The sequence below is a fragment of the Paenibacillus sp. 1-8 genome (assembly GCF_056316205.1).
In genome coordinates this window covers 3714865-3732923 of record NZ_CM149995.1, presented here as the reverse complement: position 1 = coordinate 3732923, position 18059 = coordinate 3714865, and the positions used below count along the sequence as shown (strand labels likewise).

The 18059-nt window shown below is 48.8% G+C and carries 13 protein-coding genes; 12 read left to right on the top strand and 1 reads right to left on the bottom strand.

The genetic code is table 11. The annotated features are described in order from the left end of the window. Positions 1-25 precede the first annotated feature (25 nt). The 4 genes from AC0WRU_RS17070 to AC0WRU_RS17055 are packed head-to-tail and all read left to right on the top strand — an operon-like array spanning position 26 to position 3818. Entirely contained in the window at positions 26-1135 is a 1110-nt protein-coding gene (locus AC0WRU_RS17070) for an ABC transporter ATP-binding protein (RefSeq protein ID WP_476125664.1), read from the top strand. Beyond that, entirely contained in the window at positions 1125-1937 is an 813-nt protein-coding gene (locus AC0WRU_RS17065) for an ABC transporter permease (protein ID WP_025685656.1), read from the top strand. Before AC0WRU_RS17070 ends, AC0WRU_RS17065 begins: the two co-directional genes overlap by 11 nt. Further along, a complete protein-coding gene (locus tag AC0WRU_RS17060) occupies positions 1927-2748 on the top strand; it encodes an ABC transporter permease (RefSeq protein ID WP_025685655.1) in 822 nt (273 codons plus the stop codon). Before AC0WRU_RS17065 ends, AC0WRU_RS17060 begins: the two co-directional genes overlap by 11 nt. Continuing rightward, complete coding sequence (locus AC0WRU_RS17055) at positions 2745-3818, top strand: ABC transporter substrate-binding protein (RefSeq protein WP_476125663.1); 1074 nt, start codon at positions 2745-2747, stop codon at positions 3816-3818. Before AC0WRU_RS17060 ends, AC0WRU_RS17055 begins: the two co-directional genes overlap by 4 nt. Positions 3819-4336: 518 nt before the next feature. Here the strand turns inward: AC0WRU_RS17055 and AC0WRU_RS17050 are convergent. Next, on the bottom strand, positions 4337-5500 hold the full coding sequence (locus tag AC0WRU_RS17050; protein WP_476125662.1) for an aminotransferase A: 1164 nt from the start codon (positions 5498-5500) through the stop codon (positions 4337-4339). A gap of 184 nt (positions 5501-5684) precedes the next feature. On the opposite strand from AC0WRU_RS17050, the gene AC0WRU_RS17045 reads away from it, so the two are divergent. From AC0WRU_RS17045 to AC0WRU_RS17010, 8 genes are all read left to right on the top strand, one after another. Further along, positions 5685-9053, top strand: a complete 3369-nt coding sequence (locus tag AC0WRU_RS17045; RefSeq protein WP_476128664.1) for an S-layer homology domain-containing protein — start codon at positions 5685-5687, stop codon at positions 9051-9053. A 112-nt stretch (positions 9054-9165) separates the two neighbouring features. Then, positions 9166-9567 carry a VOC family protein gene (locus AC0WRU_RS17040; protein WP_476125661.1) on the top strand — a complete coding sequence of 134 codons (402 nt, stop codon included), beginning with the start codon at positions 9166-9168 and terminating at the stop codon, positions 9565-9567. Positions 9568-9678: 111 nt separating this feature from the next. Then, complete coding sequence (locus AC0WRU_RS17035) at positions 9679-10209, top strand: N-acetyltransferase family protein (RefSeq protein ID WP_476125660.1); 531 nt, start codon at positions 9679-9681, stop codon at positions 10207-10209. A 201-nt stretch (positions 10210-10410) separates the two neighbouring features. Beyond that, the gene (gene aspA / locus AC0WRU_RS17030) at positions 10411-11820 is read left to right on the top strand and encodes an aspartate ammonia-lyase (protein ID WP_025685648.1); all 1410 of its coding nucleotides are present in this window, start codon (positions 10411-10413) and stop codon (positions 11818-11820) included. Between the two features lie 162 nt (positions 11821-11982). After that, positions 11983-12573 carry a restriction endonuclease gene (locus tag AC0WRU_RS17025; protein WP_476125659.1) on the top strand — a complete coding sequence of 197 codons (591 nt, stop codon included), beginning with the start codon at positions 11983-11985 and terminating at the stop codon, positions 12571-12573. A 91-nt stretch (positions 12574-12664) separates the two neighbouring features. Beyond that, entirely contained in the window at positions 12665-13669 is a 1005-nt protein-coding gene (locus AC0WRU_RS17020) for a BMP family lipoprotein (protein WP_476125658.1), read from the top strand. A 28-nt stretch (positions 13670-13697) separates the two neighbouring features. Next, positions 13698-15362 carry a methyl-accepting chemotaxis protein gene (locus tag AC0WRU_RS17015; RefSeq protein ID WP_476125657.1) on the top strand — a complete coding sequence of 555 codons (1665 nt, stop codon included), beginning with the start codon at positions 13698-13700 and terminating at the stop codon, positions 15360-15362. Between the two features lie 232 nt (positions 15363-15594). Further along, positions 15595-18051, top strand: coding sequence for an AraC family transcriptional regulator (locus AC0WRU_RS17010; RefSeq protein ID WP_476128663.1), 2457 nt, complete (start codon positions 15595-15597; stop codon positions 18049-18051). Positions 18052-18059 lie beyond the last annotated feature (8 nt).

Genomic DNA, 18059 nt, shown 5'->3' with positions numbered 1-18059 from the left:
AAGTCGAATATTGAGGGAGGGTGTTATGGGAGAGCAAACCATCATCCGATTCGAACGGGTGACCAAGCAATATGACAACGATCCACCGGTGCTGGCTGATGTCAGCTTTGAGATTGAACGTGGCAAATTCTATACGCTGCTGGGGCCCTCCGGCTGCGGTAAAACGACAATTTTGCGTATGATTGCGGGTTTTGCAGAGCCGACGGAAGGCTCGATTTATTTGAATGACAAGCTGATTAATCGTGTTCCAGCCAACGAACGGCAGGTCAATACGGTTTTTCAGGACTATGCCTTATTTCCACATCTGAATGTGTTTGAAAATGTGGCTTTCGGTCTGAGAATCAAAAAGATGAACAAAAAGGCCATTCAGGAGAAGGTTGTGCAGGCATTATCCTTTGTCAATCTGGAGGGCTACGACGAACGGGAAATTTCTGAGATGTCCGGAGGGCAACGCCAGCGTGTTGCTATTGCACGGGCCATTGTCAATGAGCCGGACGTTCTGCTGCTAGATGAGCCGCTGTCTGCACTGGATTTGAAGCTGCGGACAGAAATGCAGTATATTTTGCGTGAAATGCAGCAGCGTCTTGGGATCACCTTTATTTTCGTTACGCATGATCAGGAGGAAGCGCTGGCCATGTCGGACGAAATTTTTGTTATGAACAAAGGGAAGATTGAGCAGAGCGGTACGCCGAATGATATTTATGATGAACCGATCAATCGGTTTGTTGCGGATTTTATCGGGGAATCCAACATTGTACCAGGACGCATGATCGCGGATTATCAGGTGGAGTTTAATGGTCGGCAGTTTGAATGTGTCGATGGAGGATTACGCCCGAATGAACCAATTGAAATTGTCATTCGACCCGAGGATTTGGAGATTACAACCGTTACAGAGGGCAAACTGCGAGTAAAGGTGGATACCCAATTGTTCCGCGGTGTTCACTATGAAATTAGCTGCTATGATGATTCCGGTCAGGAGTGGCTGGTGCATTCTACCAAAAAGGCGGAGCTGGGCAGTGAAATCGGTCTCCATTTTGACCCAGAAGCGATCCACGTGATGCGGTTCGGGGAAACAGAGGAAGAATTTGATCGGCGTCTGGAGGCCTATGAAGAGGTGGAGCAGCATGTCCGGTAATACGAGAGCAGCGTATCTGCTGCCTTACTATTTGTGGATTGTGCTGTTCGTGGCAGCCCCGGTCGTGCTTGTATTTTACTATTCGCTATTTGATGTAGATGGTCATTTCACGTTCAGTAACTATGTACAATTTCTGACCCCTGTCTATTTGAGTATGACGCTTAGCTCGTTTTGGTATGCGTTGTTGATTACGGTATTTTCGCTGTTGGTGGCTTATCCGGCGGCGTATTTGCTGACCCGAACCAAGCATAAGCAGCTGTGGCTGTTGCTCATTATTTTACCGACGTGGATTAACTTACTGCTTAAAACATATGCTTTTATCGGGATTTTTGGTACGTATGGTCCGGTGAATGCTGTGTTGGGCTTGGTCGGACTGGGTGGTCAGCAATTATTGTTTACCAGTTCCAGCTTTGTGTTTGTATCGGTTTATATTTTTGTGCCGTTTATGATCTTGCCCATCTACAACGCGCTGGAAGGACTGAACCCTTCACTGCTGGACGCCGCGCGTGATCTGGGCGCTTCCAAGTGGACGGCGTTTCGCCGAGTTATTTTTCCATTAACGCTATCTGGTGTGCGATCCGGGTGTATGGCGGTATTCATCCCGGCGCTGTCGCTATTTATGATTACCCGTCTGATTGCAGGCAACCGTGTTATTACACTGGGAACGGCGATTGAGCAGCATTTTCTGGTCACACAGGATTGGGGTATGGGCTCTACGGTTGCGGTGTTCCTGATTTTGGCGATGGCGATCATTATGCTGATAACCTCGGGAACGAAACGGAGGGTGCGGCATGGCAAATAAAAACCGGTTCGGGAATATTTATTTGGTGCTCGTCTTTCTTGTGTTGTATGCGCCTATTCTGTACTTGATGTATTATTCGTTCAATAGCGGCGGGACGATGCACCAATTTGAAGGCTTTACGCTCCAATACTACAAAGAGGTGTTTGCCGACACCCGCTTGATTATCATTGTTATAAACACCTTGGTCATTGCGTTGTTGTCCTCTGCGCTGGCTACGATTATTGGCATCATGGGAGCGCTGGCTATTCACCAGATGCAGAACCGTCGGGTCAAAAATACGCTGCTGTCTCTCAACAATGTGCTGATCGTGAACCCGGACGTCATTATTGGCGCATCCTTCCTCATTTTGTTCACGATGGTGGGGATCAAGCTGGGATTTTACTCGGTGTTGTTGTCCCATATTGCATTTAGTGTGCCGATTGCGGTCATTATGATTTTGCCACGGCTTCAGGAAATGAGTCCATCGCTGGTGGATGCGGCCCGGGATTTGGGTGCCAGCCGGATGGATGTGCTGACCAAGGTCATTTTACCTTTTATCAAGCCGGGGATTTACGCGGGCTTCTTTATGGCGCTAACGTACTCGCTGGACGATTTTGCGGTGACCTTTTTTGTGACAGGCAGCGGCTATTCTACCTTATCAGTGGAAATTTACTCGCGTGCCCGCCAAGGGGTTTCCCTGTCTATCAATGCGCTGTCCACGCTCATTTTCCTGTTTACTGTGCTGTTGGTGGTGGGTTACTACTTTATTATGCGCAAGGCGAATCGGAATGGGAAAAAGGAGCCTGCGGCGGAAATGGGGGTACCTAGATGAAGTCGCTTGTGCGCGTGTTTCTGTCGATTTTTATCATCTCGTTCGGTCTGATGGGGGTGGCGGCATGGCTGAACTCCAGTCAAGGCTATTCCGGTGGCAATACGCTGACGGTATACAACTGGGGAGACTATATCGACCCTGAGTTAACGGCAAGGTTCCAGAAGGAGACGGGGATTACCGTCATTTATCAGACGTTCGACTCCAATGAGGCGATGCTGACGAAAATTGAGCAGGGAGGAACATCATTTGATGTAGCGGTTCCTTCGGAGTATGCTCTGGCTAAAATGAAGCAGGAGCACCTTTTGCTCCCGCTGGATCACAGCAAGCTGCCGAATTTGAAGCATGTGGATGCTCATTTTCTGAACCTTTCGTTTGACCCGAAAAACCAATACTCTGTGCCGTATTTTTGGGGTACGGTTGGGATTGTGTTCAACCCGGAGCTAACGAAGGGGATTGATTTTCATAGCTGGGATGGTCTGTGGAATCCGAAGCTGCGTAACAACCTCCTGCTGGTGGATGGTGCGAGGGAGGTTGTGGGTATGTCGCTGAACAGCCTCCACTATTCCTTGAACGATACGAATGAGGCGCATTTGCAGCAGGCTTTAACGAAGCTGGAGAAATTAGCGCCCAATGTCAAAGCGGTTGTCGGTGACGAGATTAAAATGCTGCTGGCAAACGAGGAAGCTGCTGCTGGTGTTGTATGGTCCGGTGATGCGTCCGAAATCATGGACGAGAACGAAAAACTGGATTACATCGTGCCAGATGAAGGCTCGAACCTGTGGTTTGATAACATGGTTATTCCGAAAACCGCCACCCATGTGGACGCGGCCCATAAGTTCATCAATTTCATGATGCAGCCCGATGTAGCCGCTCAAAATGCCGAGTTTGTAGGCTACTCCACACCCAACGAGGATGGAAAGAAGCTGTTGCCCGAAGATATATCCGGTGATGAGCGCTTTTATCCACCATCTGAAATTACGGATAAGCTGGAGGTCTACGACAACCTGGGCAAGCGAATGCTGGCTCATTACAATGAATTGTTCCTGCAATTCAAAATGCATTTAAAGTAAGAGAGTGGCGGGGGCGCGCGGATTCAGGTTTGAGCTTTAAAGGACGCTGCGTGGGCGGATGGTGCTTACCATCGCTGTTAAATTCCGATTTTTTGATTTGAAGTCTAAAGGTGAAAATCGGAATTTAAAGGCGAACGCTTCGCTTGTCCAGCACCATTCCGCCCCCTCCGCTGCGCCGTGCTTAAAGCTTGCACCCATGAATCCCTACGCCGATGGTGAGGGAGTAGTGGAAGAGCGAATAGGCCCTTGAACCACCTGTGCGGGTGGTTCAAGGGCCTATTTTGTTTACTCACCGTGCAAAGCGGTGAGTATTGTTCTTTTCCCCTGCGCCCCACATGCTCAAAGGAATTTGGTGACTTTAAGGTGGGTAGTAGCGAAGCGGGCCATTTGAATCTGAAGAAGCGGTAGCGTTCGCCTTTGCAGGAGGATTCTTACCTCTAAATGTCTTACACAATCCAAGAATCCCCCTGCAACAGCGATCGGAAGATCAAATGGACCGCGTAGCGCCTCCCCCCACCTTAACTCCCCACAATTCCTTTAACAAACCTCTCTATTTTATCCAACCCCTGCTCCAGCACATCTTGTCCGTAAGCATAGGACAACCGAATGTATCCTTCGCCATAGGAGGAAAAGGCATCTCCGGGCACGACAGCCACCCCATGCTCTTCCAGTAGCTTCAGGGTGAAATCCATCGAGCTTAAGCCAAAATGGGCGATGGAAGGGAATAGATAAAAGGCTCCCTCGGGCTTTTCAAGTGGAATGCCCATGTCCGTTAGCCTTCCATGTACATAGTCACGGCGCTTGCGGTATTCCTCGCGCATCGGAAGTGCATCGTCGACACCAACGGTCAAGGCTTCCAGCGCAGCATATTGGCTAATCGAGCTGGCACAGGTCACATTGTACTGATGTACCTTGACCATATGTTGTGTAATTGCAGCAGGTGCAAGCGTAAAACCAATCCGCCAGCCCGTCATGGAGTGCGATTTGGACAGGCCGTTGATGACGATGGTGCGCTCTTGCATACCTGGAAGGGCAGCAATAGACACGTGTGGCGCATCGTAAATCAGTTCGCTGTATATTTCATCTGAAATGATAAACAGCTCGCGGTCTCTCAGCAAATCTGCGACAGCCTCCAGCTCTTCGCGGCTCATCACTCGTCCGGTTGGGTTTGAAGGATATCCGAGGATGACTGCTTTCGTCCGTTCGGTCAAATACGGCTCCAGCACCTCGGCGGTCAGCTTAAAGCCGCTTTTACGGGTGTCAGCCAGCACGGGCACGCCACCTGACAAGCGAATCAATGGCTCGTATCCTGGGTAGATGGGCACAGGCAAAATGACTTCGTCACCGGGTGATAAAATCGTGCGCAGGGCAATATCCAGCGCTTCGCTGGCCCCATTCGTTACGATAACCTCATCCTGTCCACGGTAATTCAGTTCGTATTTATGCGCTACAAACGCCGCTGCCGCTTCCCGTAGCTCGGGCAGTCCCGGATTTGGCGTATAAGAGGTGCGTCCTTCGTTAATCGCCCGGTGGGCGGCTTCCATAATATGCGGAGGGGTAGGGAAATCCGGCTGTCCAATCGTTAAAGACAGGGTTCCGGGTAATGCGGCAACTTTATTGGCAATTTTGCGGATGCCGCTGATTTGAATGTTTTTAACCTGATCGTTAAGCAAGTGCTCCATAGCGTGTGTGCCACCTTTTTCTGTATTAGAACAAGTTTACAATAATTTGATCTCATTATGCTACGGCGGAGCCATTCATTTTACATAATTCAGGTACTGGTTTGACTATTTTATGGTATGTTTAAACATGGAATATATTTTGTAAGCGTGATCATAGCTAAAATTGGGAGGAGCGCGTCTTTTGATGAAACAAGAATACATAGCAGTAACGTTACCCAGGAAATTAAAAAGGTTTGGGGTCGCATGGCTCAGTGTGGCATTGGTGCTGTCGGGTGGAGGGCCGGGGTTACTGTCCGCTGGAAAAGCTTCAGCAGAGCCTGCATCTCTAGTAGAAACGGGGGTACCATCATCACCCACGACTGTAGCAGCCAGTGTATATGCAGATGTCTATGTGCCGGAGAAGCTCCGCATCCATGATATACAGGGAGCAGTCCATCGTTCACCTTATGAGGGGCAAAAGGTAACGGATGTCGAAGGAATTGTGACAATGGTGAAGGGAAGCAGCTTCTTTATGCAGGAGGCAGACGATAAGGTGGATCAGGATGAAAGGACATCCGAAGCTATTCTAGTGTACAAGCCTGGCAGCGGTGTGCAGGTTGGGGATGAGGCACGGGTCAGCGGCTCGGTGAAGGAATATACGGAAAGAACCTACGCCAGCAAGCCGGTAGACCTGACGACCACGGAAATTGTAGCTTCTTCGGTTTCGGTGTTCGCCAAGGACCGTCCACTGCCGACTCCGATTTTGCTTGGAAAAGAGGGGCGTGTCATGCCGACATCTGTTGTAGATAATGACGGAATGACGGTGTTCGATCCGCAGGAGGATGGCTTGGACTTTTTTGAAAGTCTGGAGGCCATGCGTGTAGAGTTGAGAGATGCGCGTGTAATCGGTCCTTATGGTTATGAAATTCCGGTCAGGATTGATAACGGAACGGACACGGGCGAGGTATTGACTGAAGCAGGCGGCTTGATGCTGACCGAAGAAAGTCTGAATCCGCAGCGGATTTTGATCGACGCCAAGCCCGCGGTTCCGTTGAAAACAGGAGATCGTTTTGCGGGTCCCATCACGGGAATTGTGAGCTACAGCTTTAGTAATTTCAAGCTGTTGCCTGAGCGTCTGCCGGATATTGTGTCAGGGGGTCTCCAGCCAGCCAACACACGTCTGGTGCAGGATGATCATAAGCTGACGGTCGCTTCCTTTAACGTGGAAAATTTCGATCCCGGTGACGGAAAACGGATTGATCAGCTCGGACAGGCCATCGCCGAGAATTTGAACCACCCGGATATCGTAGGGCTGTTGGAGGTTCAGGACAATAACGGCGAGAAGGATGACGGCACCACAGATGCTTCGGAAAGCTTTCGGGTGCTGATTGAGGCGATTCGTGCTCATGGAGGGCCGGAGTATGCTTTTACAGATATAGCACCTGAAAATAATAAGGATGGCGGCGCTCCCGGCGGCAATATTCGGGTCGGATTTCTCTACAATCCGCAACGTGTCACGCTGACGGATAAGTCGAAGGGAGATTCGGTTACATCGGTGACCTATGGAGAGCAGGGGCTTTCTCTCAATCCCGGTCGTATTGATCCGCTGAATGCGGCATTTGAATACTCACGCAAGCCGTTGGCTGCTGAATTTGAGTTTGAAGGTCAGCAGGTGATCGTGATCGCGAACCATTTTAATTCCAAAGGGGGCGATCAGGCGCCATTTGGAGGGATTCAGCCACCCGTACGAAGCAGCGAAATACAAAGGGCGAAGATCGCAACGATTGTGAATGGTTTTGTGAAGTCGGTGCTGGCTCAAAATCATCAGGCGAATATCATCGTATTGGGAGATTTAAATGATTTTCAATTTTCCGAAACGCTTGCTTTGGTCCGGGGACAGGAATTGACGAATTTGGTAGATAAGCTGGATGAGAAGGAACGGTATTCGTATATTTATGAGGGGAATTCGCAAACACTGGATCATTTGCTGGTCAGTCCGTCCATAAGTGAATCATCCGTGCTGGATATTGTTCATATCAATGCGGATTTTAGCGCCGCGGACGGGCGGGTAAGTGATCATGATCCATTGGTTGCTCAAATTGGCTTGCCACGCCAAACAGTGGAACCGCCAACAGATGGCGAGAGTGGTCGGAATAAAGATGATGACGATGATCAGCAGGAGAGCAATGGCAGCAACAACACTGGAAACAATAGTAGCGGTAACGCGAGTGGAGCGACGAATAACGGACAGGGTGAGACTGCGAATAGCGGGCAGAATGGTAACGGTTCGTCAGGCGTTAATGTGGTGCAAGCCAAGTCCATAGTAACAGAGCAAAACGGACTGAAAAGAGCAGTCGCACAGGTACCAACCGCTGACATACAAAATGCGATTCGGAACGGGGCGAACGGTACGCTCGTAGTCCGTGCAGGGGAGCAAGCGGATGCTAAGCTATTCGAAGTGAATCTAAACGGAGATGCTTTGGGTGCCGTCTTGAATGACCGTATTCACACCCTGCGAGTAGAAACGCCACAGGGAGGCTATGAAGTAGCAACAGGTCGTTTGTCTGTTCAAAAGCTGGCTGACACCTGGCAGGTGCCTGTAAAACAGATTTCCTTGAGCTTTACGGTTACGCCGAACGAAGGATTGGCTAAACGCACAGATATTCCAGCAGGGCGCAAGCTGGTGCGAGCTGTTGATGTTGTGGCGGAGTTACGAAGCGAAGATGGACGCAAGCAGTCGTTGGCAGGTAGCGATAATTCCGGTAAAGGGTATGAACGTTATCTTCTACGTGTTCCCGCAACGGTAGATGTGGGTCAACTTGCTGTAGTGAAGGTATCCATCAACCAAGCAGGACAGTTGTCCTATCATCCGGTTCCGTTTACCGCTTCTGGTGAGGAACTGACTGTGTATGGACGTTCGGGTGGAACCTATGTCGTGCTGGATGGCGGGGGAGCTAATGTAAGCAGGTCGTTCAGCGATATTTCCGGTCATTGGGCGCAGCAGGACATTACACGCTTGGCTACGCGTCTGATTGTGGCAGGGGCAAATCAGTCAGCGTCCACCGCTAATGAGACTGGTGAGATGGGTTTATCGAACGTACGCTTTGACCCGAATGGTCAGGTACAACGCTCGGAACTGGCTACGATGCTGGTTCGTACGCTTGGACTGGAGCATTCAAATCGCATGGTGACGGGCTTTGACGATGTACAATCGGAATTGTGGTATGCGGATTCGGTGCGTACCGCAGCCGCTGCTGGACTGATCAATGGCTATGCAGACGGCAGCTTCAGACCTGATGCTCCGGTATCGAGGGAGGAGATGGCTGTGATTGTAGAGCGAGTCCTGCGCTTCGCCGGGACTACGGAAGATACAGCGGCAGGAAGTGCCTCAGAGTCATTATCGGATGCACAAGCCATTTCTACATGGGCAGCTCCGGCTGTCAGTACTCTGTCCAGCGTGGGCATTATGAAGGGAGACGGGAAAGGCCGTTTTGCTCCAACTGCATCGGTGACGAGGGCAGAAGCAGCGGCTGTATTATCTCGAACTCTGGATAAGTTGAATTGGGAGCAGTAGTATAATGATTGAAATATCAGATTGATTGACCTTCTGCGGTAGTTAAGTTATCTTTTGTTGGAGAAGCAGCATGAAAAATTTGATTTTATAACTGATGAAGAGGTGAAATGTCGTGAGAGTAACAGCCAAACAAATTTTTGTGAATTTACCGGTTAAAAACCTGCAGCAGTCCATTGATTTTTTCACAGCAATCGGATTTGAATTTAACGCGCAGTTCACCGATGAGCATGCAACCTGTATGATTGTCAGTGAGCAAATATTTGTTATGTTGCTGGTTGAAGAGCGTTTTAAAGCATTCACTACCAAAGAAATTTCGGATGCAACGAAAACAACAGAAGCGATTGTTGCCTTATCGGTGGAGAGTCGAGAAAAGGTGGACGAAATTGTCCACAAGGCTCTGGAAGCCGGCGGAAAACCTTCGAACGAACCTCAGGATCACGGCTTTATGTACGGATGGAGCTTTCAGGATATAGATGGTCATTTGTGGGAGTTCTTTTATATGGCAGAGCAGTAAGGGGACATAAAGCGTATATAGAAACTAAAGTAACACCATGGAAAGTAAGCGATCCTAAAAGGATGGTTTGCTTTCTTTATTGTTATCAAATATCACCGGGGAGGAATCACCATGTCTAATGAAATAGCAGTCTATCCCGTTCAATCTCTGAACGATGCACTGACAGATACACTGACCCGGTTGTTGATCGACGTGGTGGCGGACGGTGCTTCTATTGGATTTTTACCGCCACTGGCTTATCAGGAAGCAGTAGCTTATTGGAAGAGTGTCCTTCAGGATAGTGTAGTCCTGTGGATTGCGGAGAAGGAAGGTGTGCCTGTTGGAACTGTGCAGCTCCATTTGGCTACAAAGGCCAATGCAACTCACCGTGCGGAAATTGCGAAGCTCATGGTGCATCCGTTCGGACGCAGGCTTGGGATTGCGCGTCAACTGATGCAGGCTGCGGAAGAGGAGGCGCTGCGTCAGGGCAGAACGCTGCTGGTGCTGGATACGAGGGTGGGCGATCCTTCCAATAAGCTATACGAATCTATCGGATTTGTGGAAGCAGGCGTGATTCCAGGGTATGCCCAATCGGCTGACGATCAACTGGACGCTACCCGATTTTATTACAAACCACTAAATCCGTATTTGAGCCGCTGCTGATGATTTGGCGAATAACGGTATTATATACAGGTAATAATAGCTTGTTATACGATTTCACATGCTTTTCCGCTTTTATTCGACTGGAAAAGCGAGGGAACGGGAACGTATAATGAAATGAGGACCGTCTAAAGGGTCTCTTTATGTCAATTCGGCAGGTCCGGATTGAAGATCGTAGTATATACAGCGGAGGAATCGAAGAATATGAGGCTGGAGCATGATTTTCTAGGTACCAAGGAAGTGCCGTCAGACGCCTATTACGGTGTACAAACACTGAGGGCAAAAGAGAATTTTCCAATTACCGGCCAACGGCTGCATCCTGAGCTGATTAAAGCCATGGCCATCGTCAAAAAGGCAGCAGCAACGGTAAACATGGAGCTGACCCGCTTGCATCGTCCCAAGGCAGAGGCTATTATTCAGGCAGCTGACGAGGTGATTCAAGGACAATTGCACGACCATTTCATCGTCGATCCGATTCAGGGCGGCGCAGGCACGTCCATTAATATGAATACAAATGAAGTGATTGCGAACCGGGCGCTGGAACTGATCGGCAAGCAGCGTGGAGATTATCAGGAGATTAGTCCCAACAACCATGTCAACATGGCGCAATCGACGAACGACGCTTTTCCGACGGCTGTCCATTTGGCTGTTCTAAGTATGATTGACAAGCTGCTGGTCACCATGAGTGAGCTTCAGGAGGCGTTTTCCCGTAAGGCGAAAGAGTTTGACAGTGTGATTAAAATGGGCCGAACTCACTTGCAGGATGCAGTACCGATCCGGCTGGGACAGGAGTTTCAGGCTTATGCGCGTGTGCTGGGCCGTGATATCGGACGTGTTCGTGCCACGAAGCTGCATTTGCTGACGGTCAATATGGGCGCAACTGCGGTAGGCACCGGCTTGAACGCAGATCGTCGTTATATTCAGCGTGTCGCGGAGGTGCTGGCGGAAGTAAGTGGTTTCCCTGTAGAGGCTGACGAAAATCTCGTCGATGCCACTCAAAACACGGATGCTTATACGGAAGTGTCTGCCGCGTTAAAAATTTGCATGATGAACATGTCCAAGGTGGCAAATGATATTCGCCTGATGGCCTCAGGGCCGCGTGCTGGTCTCGGAGAGCTGAGTCTGCCCGCCCGCCAGCCGGGTTCATCTATTATGCCGGGTAAGGTAAATCCGGTAATGTGTGAGGTCATCAACCAGATTGCTTTTCAGGTCATTGGGAATGATCATACGATCTGTCTCGCTTCCGAGTCTGGTCAGCTAGAATTGAATGTGATGGAGCCTGTGCTTGTCTACAACCTGCTGCAATCGCTGGAAATTATGAAGCAGGGCTTTCATGTCTTCCGCATTCATTGCGTGGACGGAATTGAAGCGAACGTGGAGCGGTGTCGTGAATATGTCGAAAACAGCGTAGGCATTATTACTGCGCTCAATCCCCACCTTGGATATGAGGTCGTATCACGCATCGCCCGTGAGGCGATTACAACTGGCAAATCGGTACGCGAGTTGTGTCTGTTGTATAATGTACTGACTGAGGAAGAGCTGGACATTATTTTGGACCCGTATCAAATGACTCAGCCGGGTATTGCCGGAGAGTCGCTGCTGAATCGGGAATAATATTGCGGAGTTTAGAATGTAGGCAGCTTTGAGGAAAAATGAAGACAGCCCCGTCGAATCCGGCGGGGCTGTCCTTGTGTAGCGAGGGCGTCAACGTGATATGTGGAATGCCCTGCTAAGGAATATACCGCTGCACGCCTATTGTAGAAAAGGGGAAGAGGAATGCTGCTGGAGCAATTATCGGCATATAAGGAATTAGGAATAGGATTCATTGTACTACTACTGTTACTCATACTCATCATCAGGGGACTGGTACGTCGGCGCAGAAATCGGATTTTACGTGATCTGGACCCGCGAAAAATCGGAATTCAGGATATAGATAGGATGGAGGATGGCTCAGAATTTGAGCTTTATCTGCAACGGTTGTTATCTGCGCTCGGCTATAAGGACATCTACAAAACGACCAGTAGCCGGGATTTTGGAGCGGATCTGGTTTTTACAGACCGTGAAGGTGTCAGAGTTGTGATTCAGGCCAAGCGTTATGCTGTACAAAATCCGGTCGGCTTGGGTGCGGTACAGGAAATTTACACCTCCATGCGTTATTATGCGGCAGACAAGCCTGTCGTTATCACTTCCGGACGCTACACGGAATCCTGTAAAACACTCGCTGCTGTTAACGGAGTTAAGCTATTGGACCGCAACGACCTGGTGGACATGATTGATCTGTTCAAGGCTAAACGTCGTGAGGAAGTCATGGATCTCATAGAAAGTAAAGCCGACGTGATTGCCTCCAAATGGAGCAAGAGCAAATGATAAACGGGAAATATTACCTTATGAAAAAAAATGCCTTTATAACCGATATAAAAATGTTGGGGATTTGCAAATTATGCAGAGGTGATATGTCATGAAGAAAAAGGTTCAGTTATTAACATTGAGGTGGGTTCCCATTGTCACTATTTTTGCATTACTGCTGGGAGCATGTGGACAGCCAGTAGCACAAACCAAGGAGCAACCGATTAAGGTAGGAATTGTACTGTCAGATATTGGTCTGGGTGATCAGTCTTACAGCGACGCGGCTTTTCGGGGTTTGGTCAAGGCACGGGACGAGGGAAAAATCGTTTTTGAATATCGGGAAATTTCTGAAACCAAGACATATGATGCTGCTTTTGAACAGCTTGTTCAGGAAAAATCCGATTTGATTATCGGATTGGGGTACATGGTGAAAGAAAGTCTGGAGACCGTTGCAAAAAAATATCCGGATCGCAAATTTGTAATTGTGGATGAAAAATCGGATTTACCTAATGTGGCTTCCATTACTTTTAAAGAAGAAGAGGGCAGCTTTTTGGCAGGGGTCGTTGCAGGAATGGTGAGCCGAACCGATCAGGTGGGTTTTATCGGGGGAGTGGAGTCTCCGCTGTTGAAAAAGTTTGAGGTTGGATATCGGGCAGGAGTTCGCTCCGTTAAGCCTGATGCCAAGGTTACCGCTACGTATGCGGGGGATTTCGGCAAGGCGGAGCTGGGCTCGGAGATCGCGCGCGACATGATAGATCAGGATCGAGTTGATGTGATTTATGCGGCGGCAGGTCTTACAGGTGTGGGTGCGTTACAGGAGGTGCAAAAGCAGCAAAAGTTCGCAATCGGGGTCGACAGCGACCAGTTCTTCATTGCGGAAAAAGCAGTAGTGACCTCAATGATTAAAAATGTGGATGCCGCCATTTACACGGCTGTCAAAAGCTTTGCAGATCATCAAAGAAAATTTACGAACCAGAATATGGTGTTCGGTCTTGCGGAAGAAGGCATCGGTTTGGCGCCTATTCGTGTTTTGACATTGAACCCGGAGCAGCAAAAGCTGCTGGATGACTTGAAGGAACAGGTTAAGTCCGGCAGTCTTACTGTGCCCACCCAATAAATTTTCGTAAAACGGAGGATGATTCCTGATGAAACTGCAAGGTAAACTGGTGCTTAACGCGATGGTTTCCCTGATCGCATGCCTGGCTTTAGTGGCCTATATTATTTTTCAATTAATCCGTATCAACTCGCAAAGTAGTAGTCTCGTTCCAGCCATGCTGAATGTACAGCAGCTCAATGCTTATTTGATTCAGTCAGGACAGGCGCTGCAAAACTACTCTTCTTCTATGACAGAGAGCAACAAAACGGATGTGCAAAATCAACTGGGGCAGGCGGAAAAAACGATTACTTTGCTTTCGCAAGGCATGATGCAGACCGAAGCGCAGCAAAAGCGTCTGAATACCGTTAAAACGAAATTCAGCGAATTGAAGGCTGCGACGGTTAAAGCGATGAGTACGGGAAGCAGTCCTGAATCCAAACGTAATGCGATGCGTGTACAGGGGATCCAGAACGATGTGTTTATGCTGGATATTCTGACGAAAGCACGTTATGACGAATATACAGAGGAATTGACCAAGAGTATTCGTTTTACTTGGCAATTGGCCTTGGCAGGTGCTGTTCTGCTGCTGGTGGCGGTCGGGCTATATAATACATATACATCCAGGCAGCTTGCCCTCAGAACCCGCAAGTTGACGAATGCAGCGAAGCAAATTGCCGATGGAAACTTGACGGTGCAGCTCGCACAAACGAAGGGACGAGATGAGCTGGACGAGCTCAACGAATCGTTCCGGGTCATGATCGGGAACTTGCGTAACATTGTGCTCTCTATTGACCAGGCGGGGAATCGTGTCGATCTGATGGCTCGGGATATTGACCAGCATAATGAGGCCATGAAGGAAATCGTAACACAAGTTAGCACCTCAACAGAGGAACTGGCGATTGGGAGTCAAAAAATTGCCGAGGATCTGTCGACCACCGTTGGCGTTGTGGATGAGATGCAGCAGAAGTTTGAAGCGAATCTGCTGGAGACCACGCAGTCTTCCACCTATAGCGAAGACGCATTACGTGTCATTGAGCAAGGTACACGTGTGATGAGTGATCAGCTGCGCATTGTAGCAGAAAATTGTTCAGCGATGTCCGAGGTGGAGCAGACAGTCAAGGAACTGGAGGCCAATGCAGCCGAGATTACGACGATGACCGGTTATGTATCCGAGATTGCCAGCCAGACGTCGCTGCTGTCCTTGAATGCTTCAATTGAGGCTGCGCGTGCGGGTGAGGCTGGAAAAGGTTTTGCAGTCGTAGCCAACGAAGTGAAAAAGCTGGCAAATCAGTCGGAGTCGGCTGTGAAGCAAATTTATACCGCAGTCGAGGGCATTACGCAGGCTATGAACAAGGTGAAGACCTCTGTGGCGCAAAGTCAGGAGCTATTCCGTGAGCAGGAGAAGGCAACGTCGTCCACCGGGGAATCGTTCACTGAGATAAGCGGCAAAGTACAGCAAATTGCCAGCCAAGTCAGCAAGCTGTCGACGGACATGAATGTATCTCGGGAACTGAGCGTACAGGTACAGCAAGCCATTGAGAACATCAGCGCGATTACCCAGCAATCCGCCGCAGGCAGCGAAGAAATTACCGCCTCTACCGTGGAGCAGAAACGTTCCTTTGAGGAATCGGCTGAGAAGGTGAAAGAGCTTCGTCAGATTCGTGAGGAGATGCAACGGGAGTTGGATCGTTTTCAGGTGGAAAAAACGGGCTAAGCAACACGAATTCAACACATTTTTTGGCTATATGATAGTTACAGGATAAACCCAAAGAAGAAGCCTTACCCATGAAGGGAGGCTTCTTCTTTTTTATTAAAAGTGTCTAATGATTGACAATAATAGCTATCTTTTATTGCTCTTCGTAGAGTTAATAGGCAGGGAATTCCCCATACTGCGTCAAATAGATTTAGGGAGTATATGTTAGCGTGTACGTTGTTGGCAAAGGATGCTGGAAAACGAAGTCCGGAAGGATGAATTTACGGGAATGCTGCGATTAAAGCTTCGATTGATTCTGAAAAATAAACAGACAAGGCTCATTCTGCTACTCACTCTAAGTGTATCACTCATTATTAGTGTGATCGGCTTGCTATCGTATTCGGGATATCGCAAGGGTTTGGATACCGAATTGAACACACCGAACATAGAGCTGCTGCAAATTAATCTGGATGTGACCAACAGGGCATTTCGGGAGTCCGATAATAAGGCGCTGGATGCAGCCTATTCCCCGGATGTTGAGGCATTTGCACGTTTACAAACAGATGGGAAATCACTGTCAAACAACGTTCCCGTCATCAAACGGCTACAGAAATACTTGAAAGCCCTTTCTTCGCATGAAGAGATTCATTCGGCTGAAGTTATTTCTTTGGAAAAGCATGCTCTCGTATCCAGCGAATACGGCTATGTACCCGATTGGGACCAAGCGCCGGATACGACTTGGGTTCCCTGGATTCGGGACATTCAAAAGAAGCCATTACTGATTAAGCGAAGATGGTACGGCACGAATCATGAAAATGGAACGGTAGAACTCCTTTCGCTGGCAAGACCCGTGGTAAAGGATGGGCAGGTCATCGGCGCGGTGCTGATCAATCTGGATTATGATCGCTTTTTCTCCAAGCTGTATATTCATTTATCCAACTCGCAATATGTGTACGATCTGGAGGGTGAGTTGATCTATCCCAAGTTAAAATCGTCTGTACCCCTACACGAAATGGACAAGGTTTTAAAAGAGCTGGATGTGAGTCCCTATGCTTATGTAGAGGTAGGGGGGATGGAGTACATGGCGAACCAGACCTTTTCAGATGTGACGGGCTGGCGTCTGGTATCGCTTGTTCCTATGGACAAGCTGCTGAAGCATGTCAAGCTGGCGCGCAACATGATGTTGTGGTTGGCCCTTATTTCCATATTGGCGGGTTGCTCAGCGGTCTACTATTACAATTATGCGGCGTTTCGTCCTATGAAAAGAATTAATAGCCTGTTGAATTCGGGCTACAAAGGAACGCGCCAAGGCGGATTGTATGATCTGGAGCCGGTAATTGACAAGCTGGTTGGAGAGTTCCATCGCAAATCACTGGTGGTGGAGCGAAGTCTACCGGAGTTGCGTTCCAAATACATGGAAGATGTCATCCAGCGTAGAATGGGCATACAGGAAATGCGTATGAAATGGGAACAGTATTTTTCCGATTGGGACGGCAGCTCTTTGGCTGTGATGATCGTGTCAATCGATCGGTATTCTACCTGGGCAGCAAGCTTTCCAGAGGAGGATAAAATGCTGCTCAAATATGCGTTGAATAATATTTTGCTGGAATGGCTTGAACCTCACTGGAAGGCGGTAAGCGCGCCAGATGAGGAAAGCGGGTTCGTTGTACTACTACAGTTAAGTGAGAGCGAAGATGAAGCTATAACTGGGACTGGGACTGGGGCTGATGCCGATGTCAAAGACAGCATTCTGCTCCGCAAAAGCGCAGACAGGCTGATTCAGGTTGTGGATGAGCATCTTCCCCTGACTATTTCCATAGGAATGGGTCCTGCATTCTCCGATATCCATGAGTTACGTCAGTCATTTGTAAAGGGGAAAGAAGCCCTTGGTTTGCGTTTGTATGAGGGATATGGATGTTCGCATATGAGCACGGACAGCATGGGGATGAACATGGATGTTACAGAGTATTTTAGGCCAGAAGAGCATGCTCATGTTTCATCAGCGGTGGAAAACCGGAATGTGGAAATCATTCGTGCCGTGGAGTCACAGGAAGCCGGGAAAAGTATCGAGCTGATCAGCCAATGGGGAGAAGAACTTCGTCTTCACAGGACCTCCCCATTGCAGGTGTATCTGTCTGTTCATGAACTGATGGAGGAGCTGCTGAAATGGTGCATGACTCATGGTGTGACGCCGCCGGACAAGCTTGTTGATTACCACTGGAATCAGATTCAGACGCTTGATCTTGCAGATATCGAGAAGCAAATGTATTCGATTGTAGCTGATATCGGCGAAAAACTCTCTGGACACAGACAGTCCAAGGAGTTTGTACGTGTACAGGAGATGATCGATTACATGGAGCATCATTTGCATTTAAATATTGGGCTTCAGGAAATTGCAGATCAGGTCCATATGAGCGTGTCATCGGTGAGCAGTATGTTTAAGGAAGAGACAGGTAGCACCGTATACGATTACTTGACTGGTTTGCGAGTGAAAAAAGCGTGTGCATTACTGTGCGAAACACATCTGAAAATTGCAGAGATTGCTGATCAGGTCGGCTACCGGAATGAGAACAGCTTTATCCGTGTATTCCGGAAGCATAAACAGGTGACCCCCGGGAAATTTCGGGAAATCAGCAAATGTTCCAATAGATATGCAGATCCGCCAAAAGGTCGGTATTTTGGGGATTTGGAAGATAAATTCGAAGATTAAGCGATAGC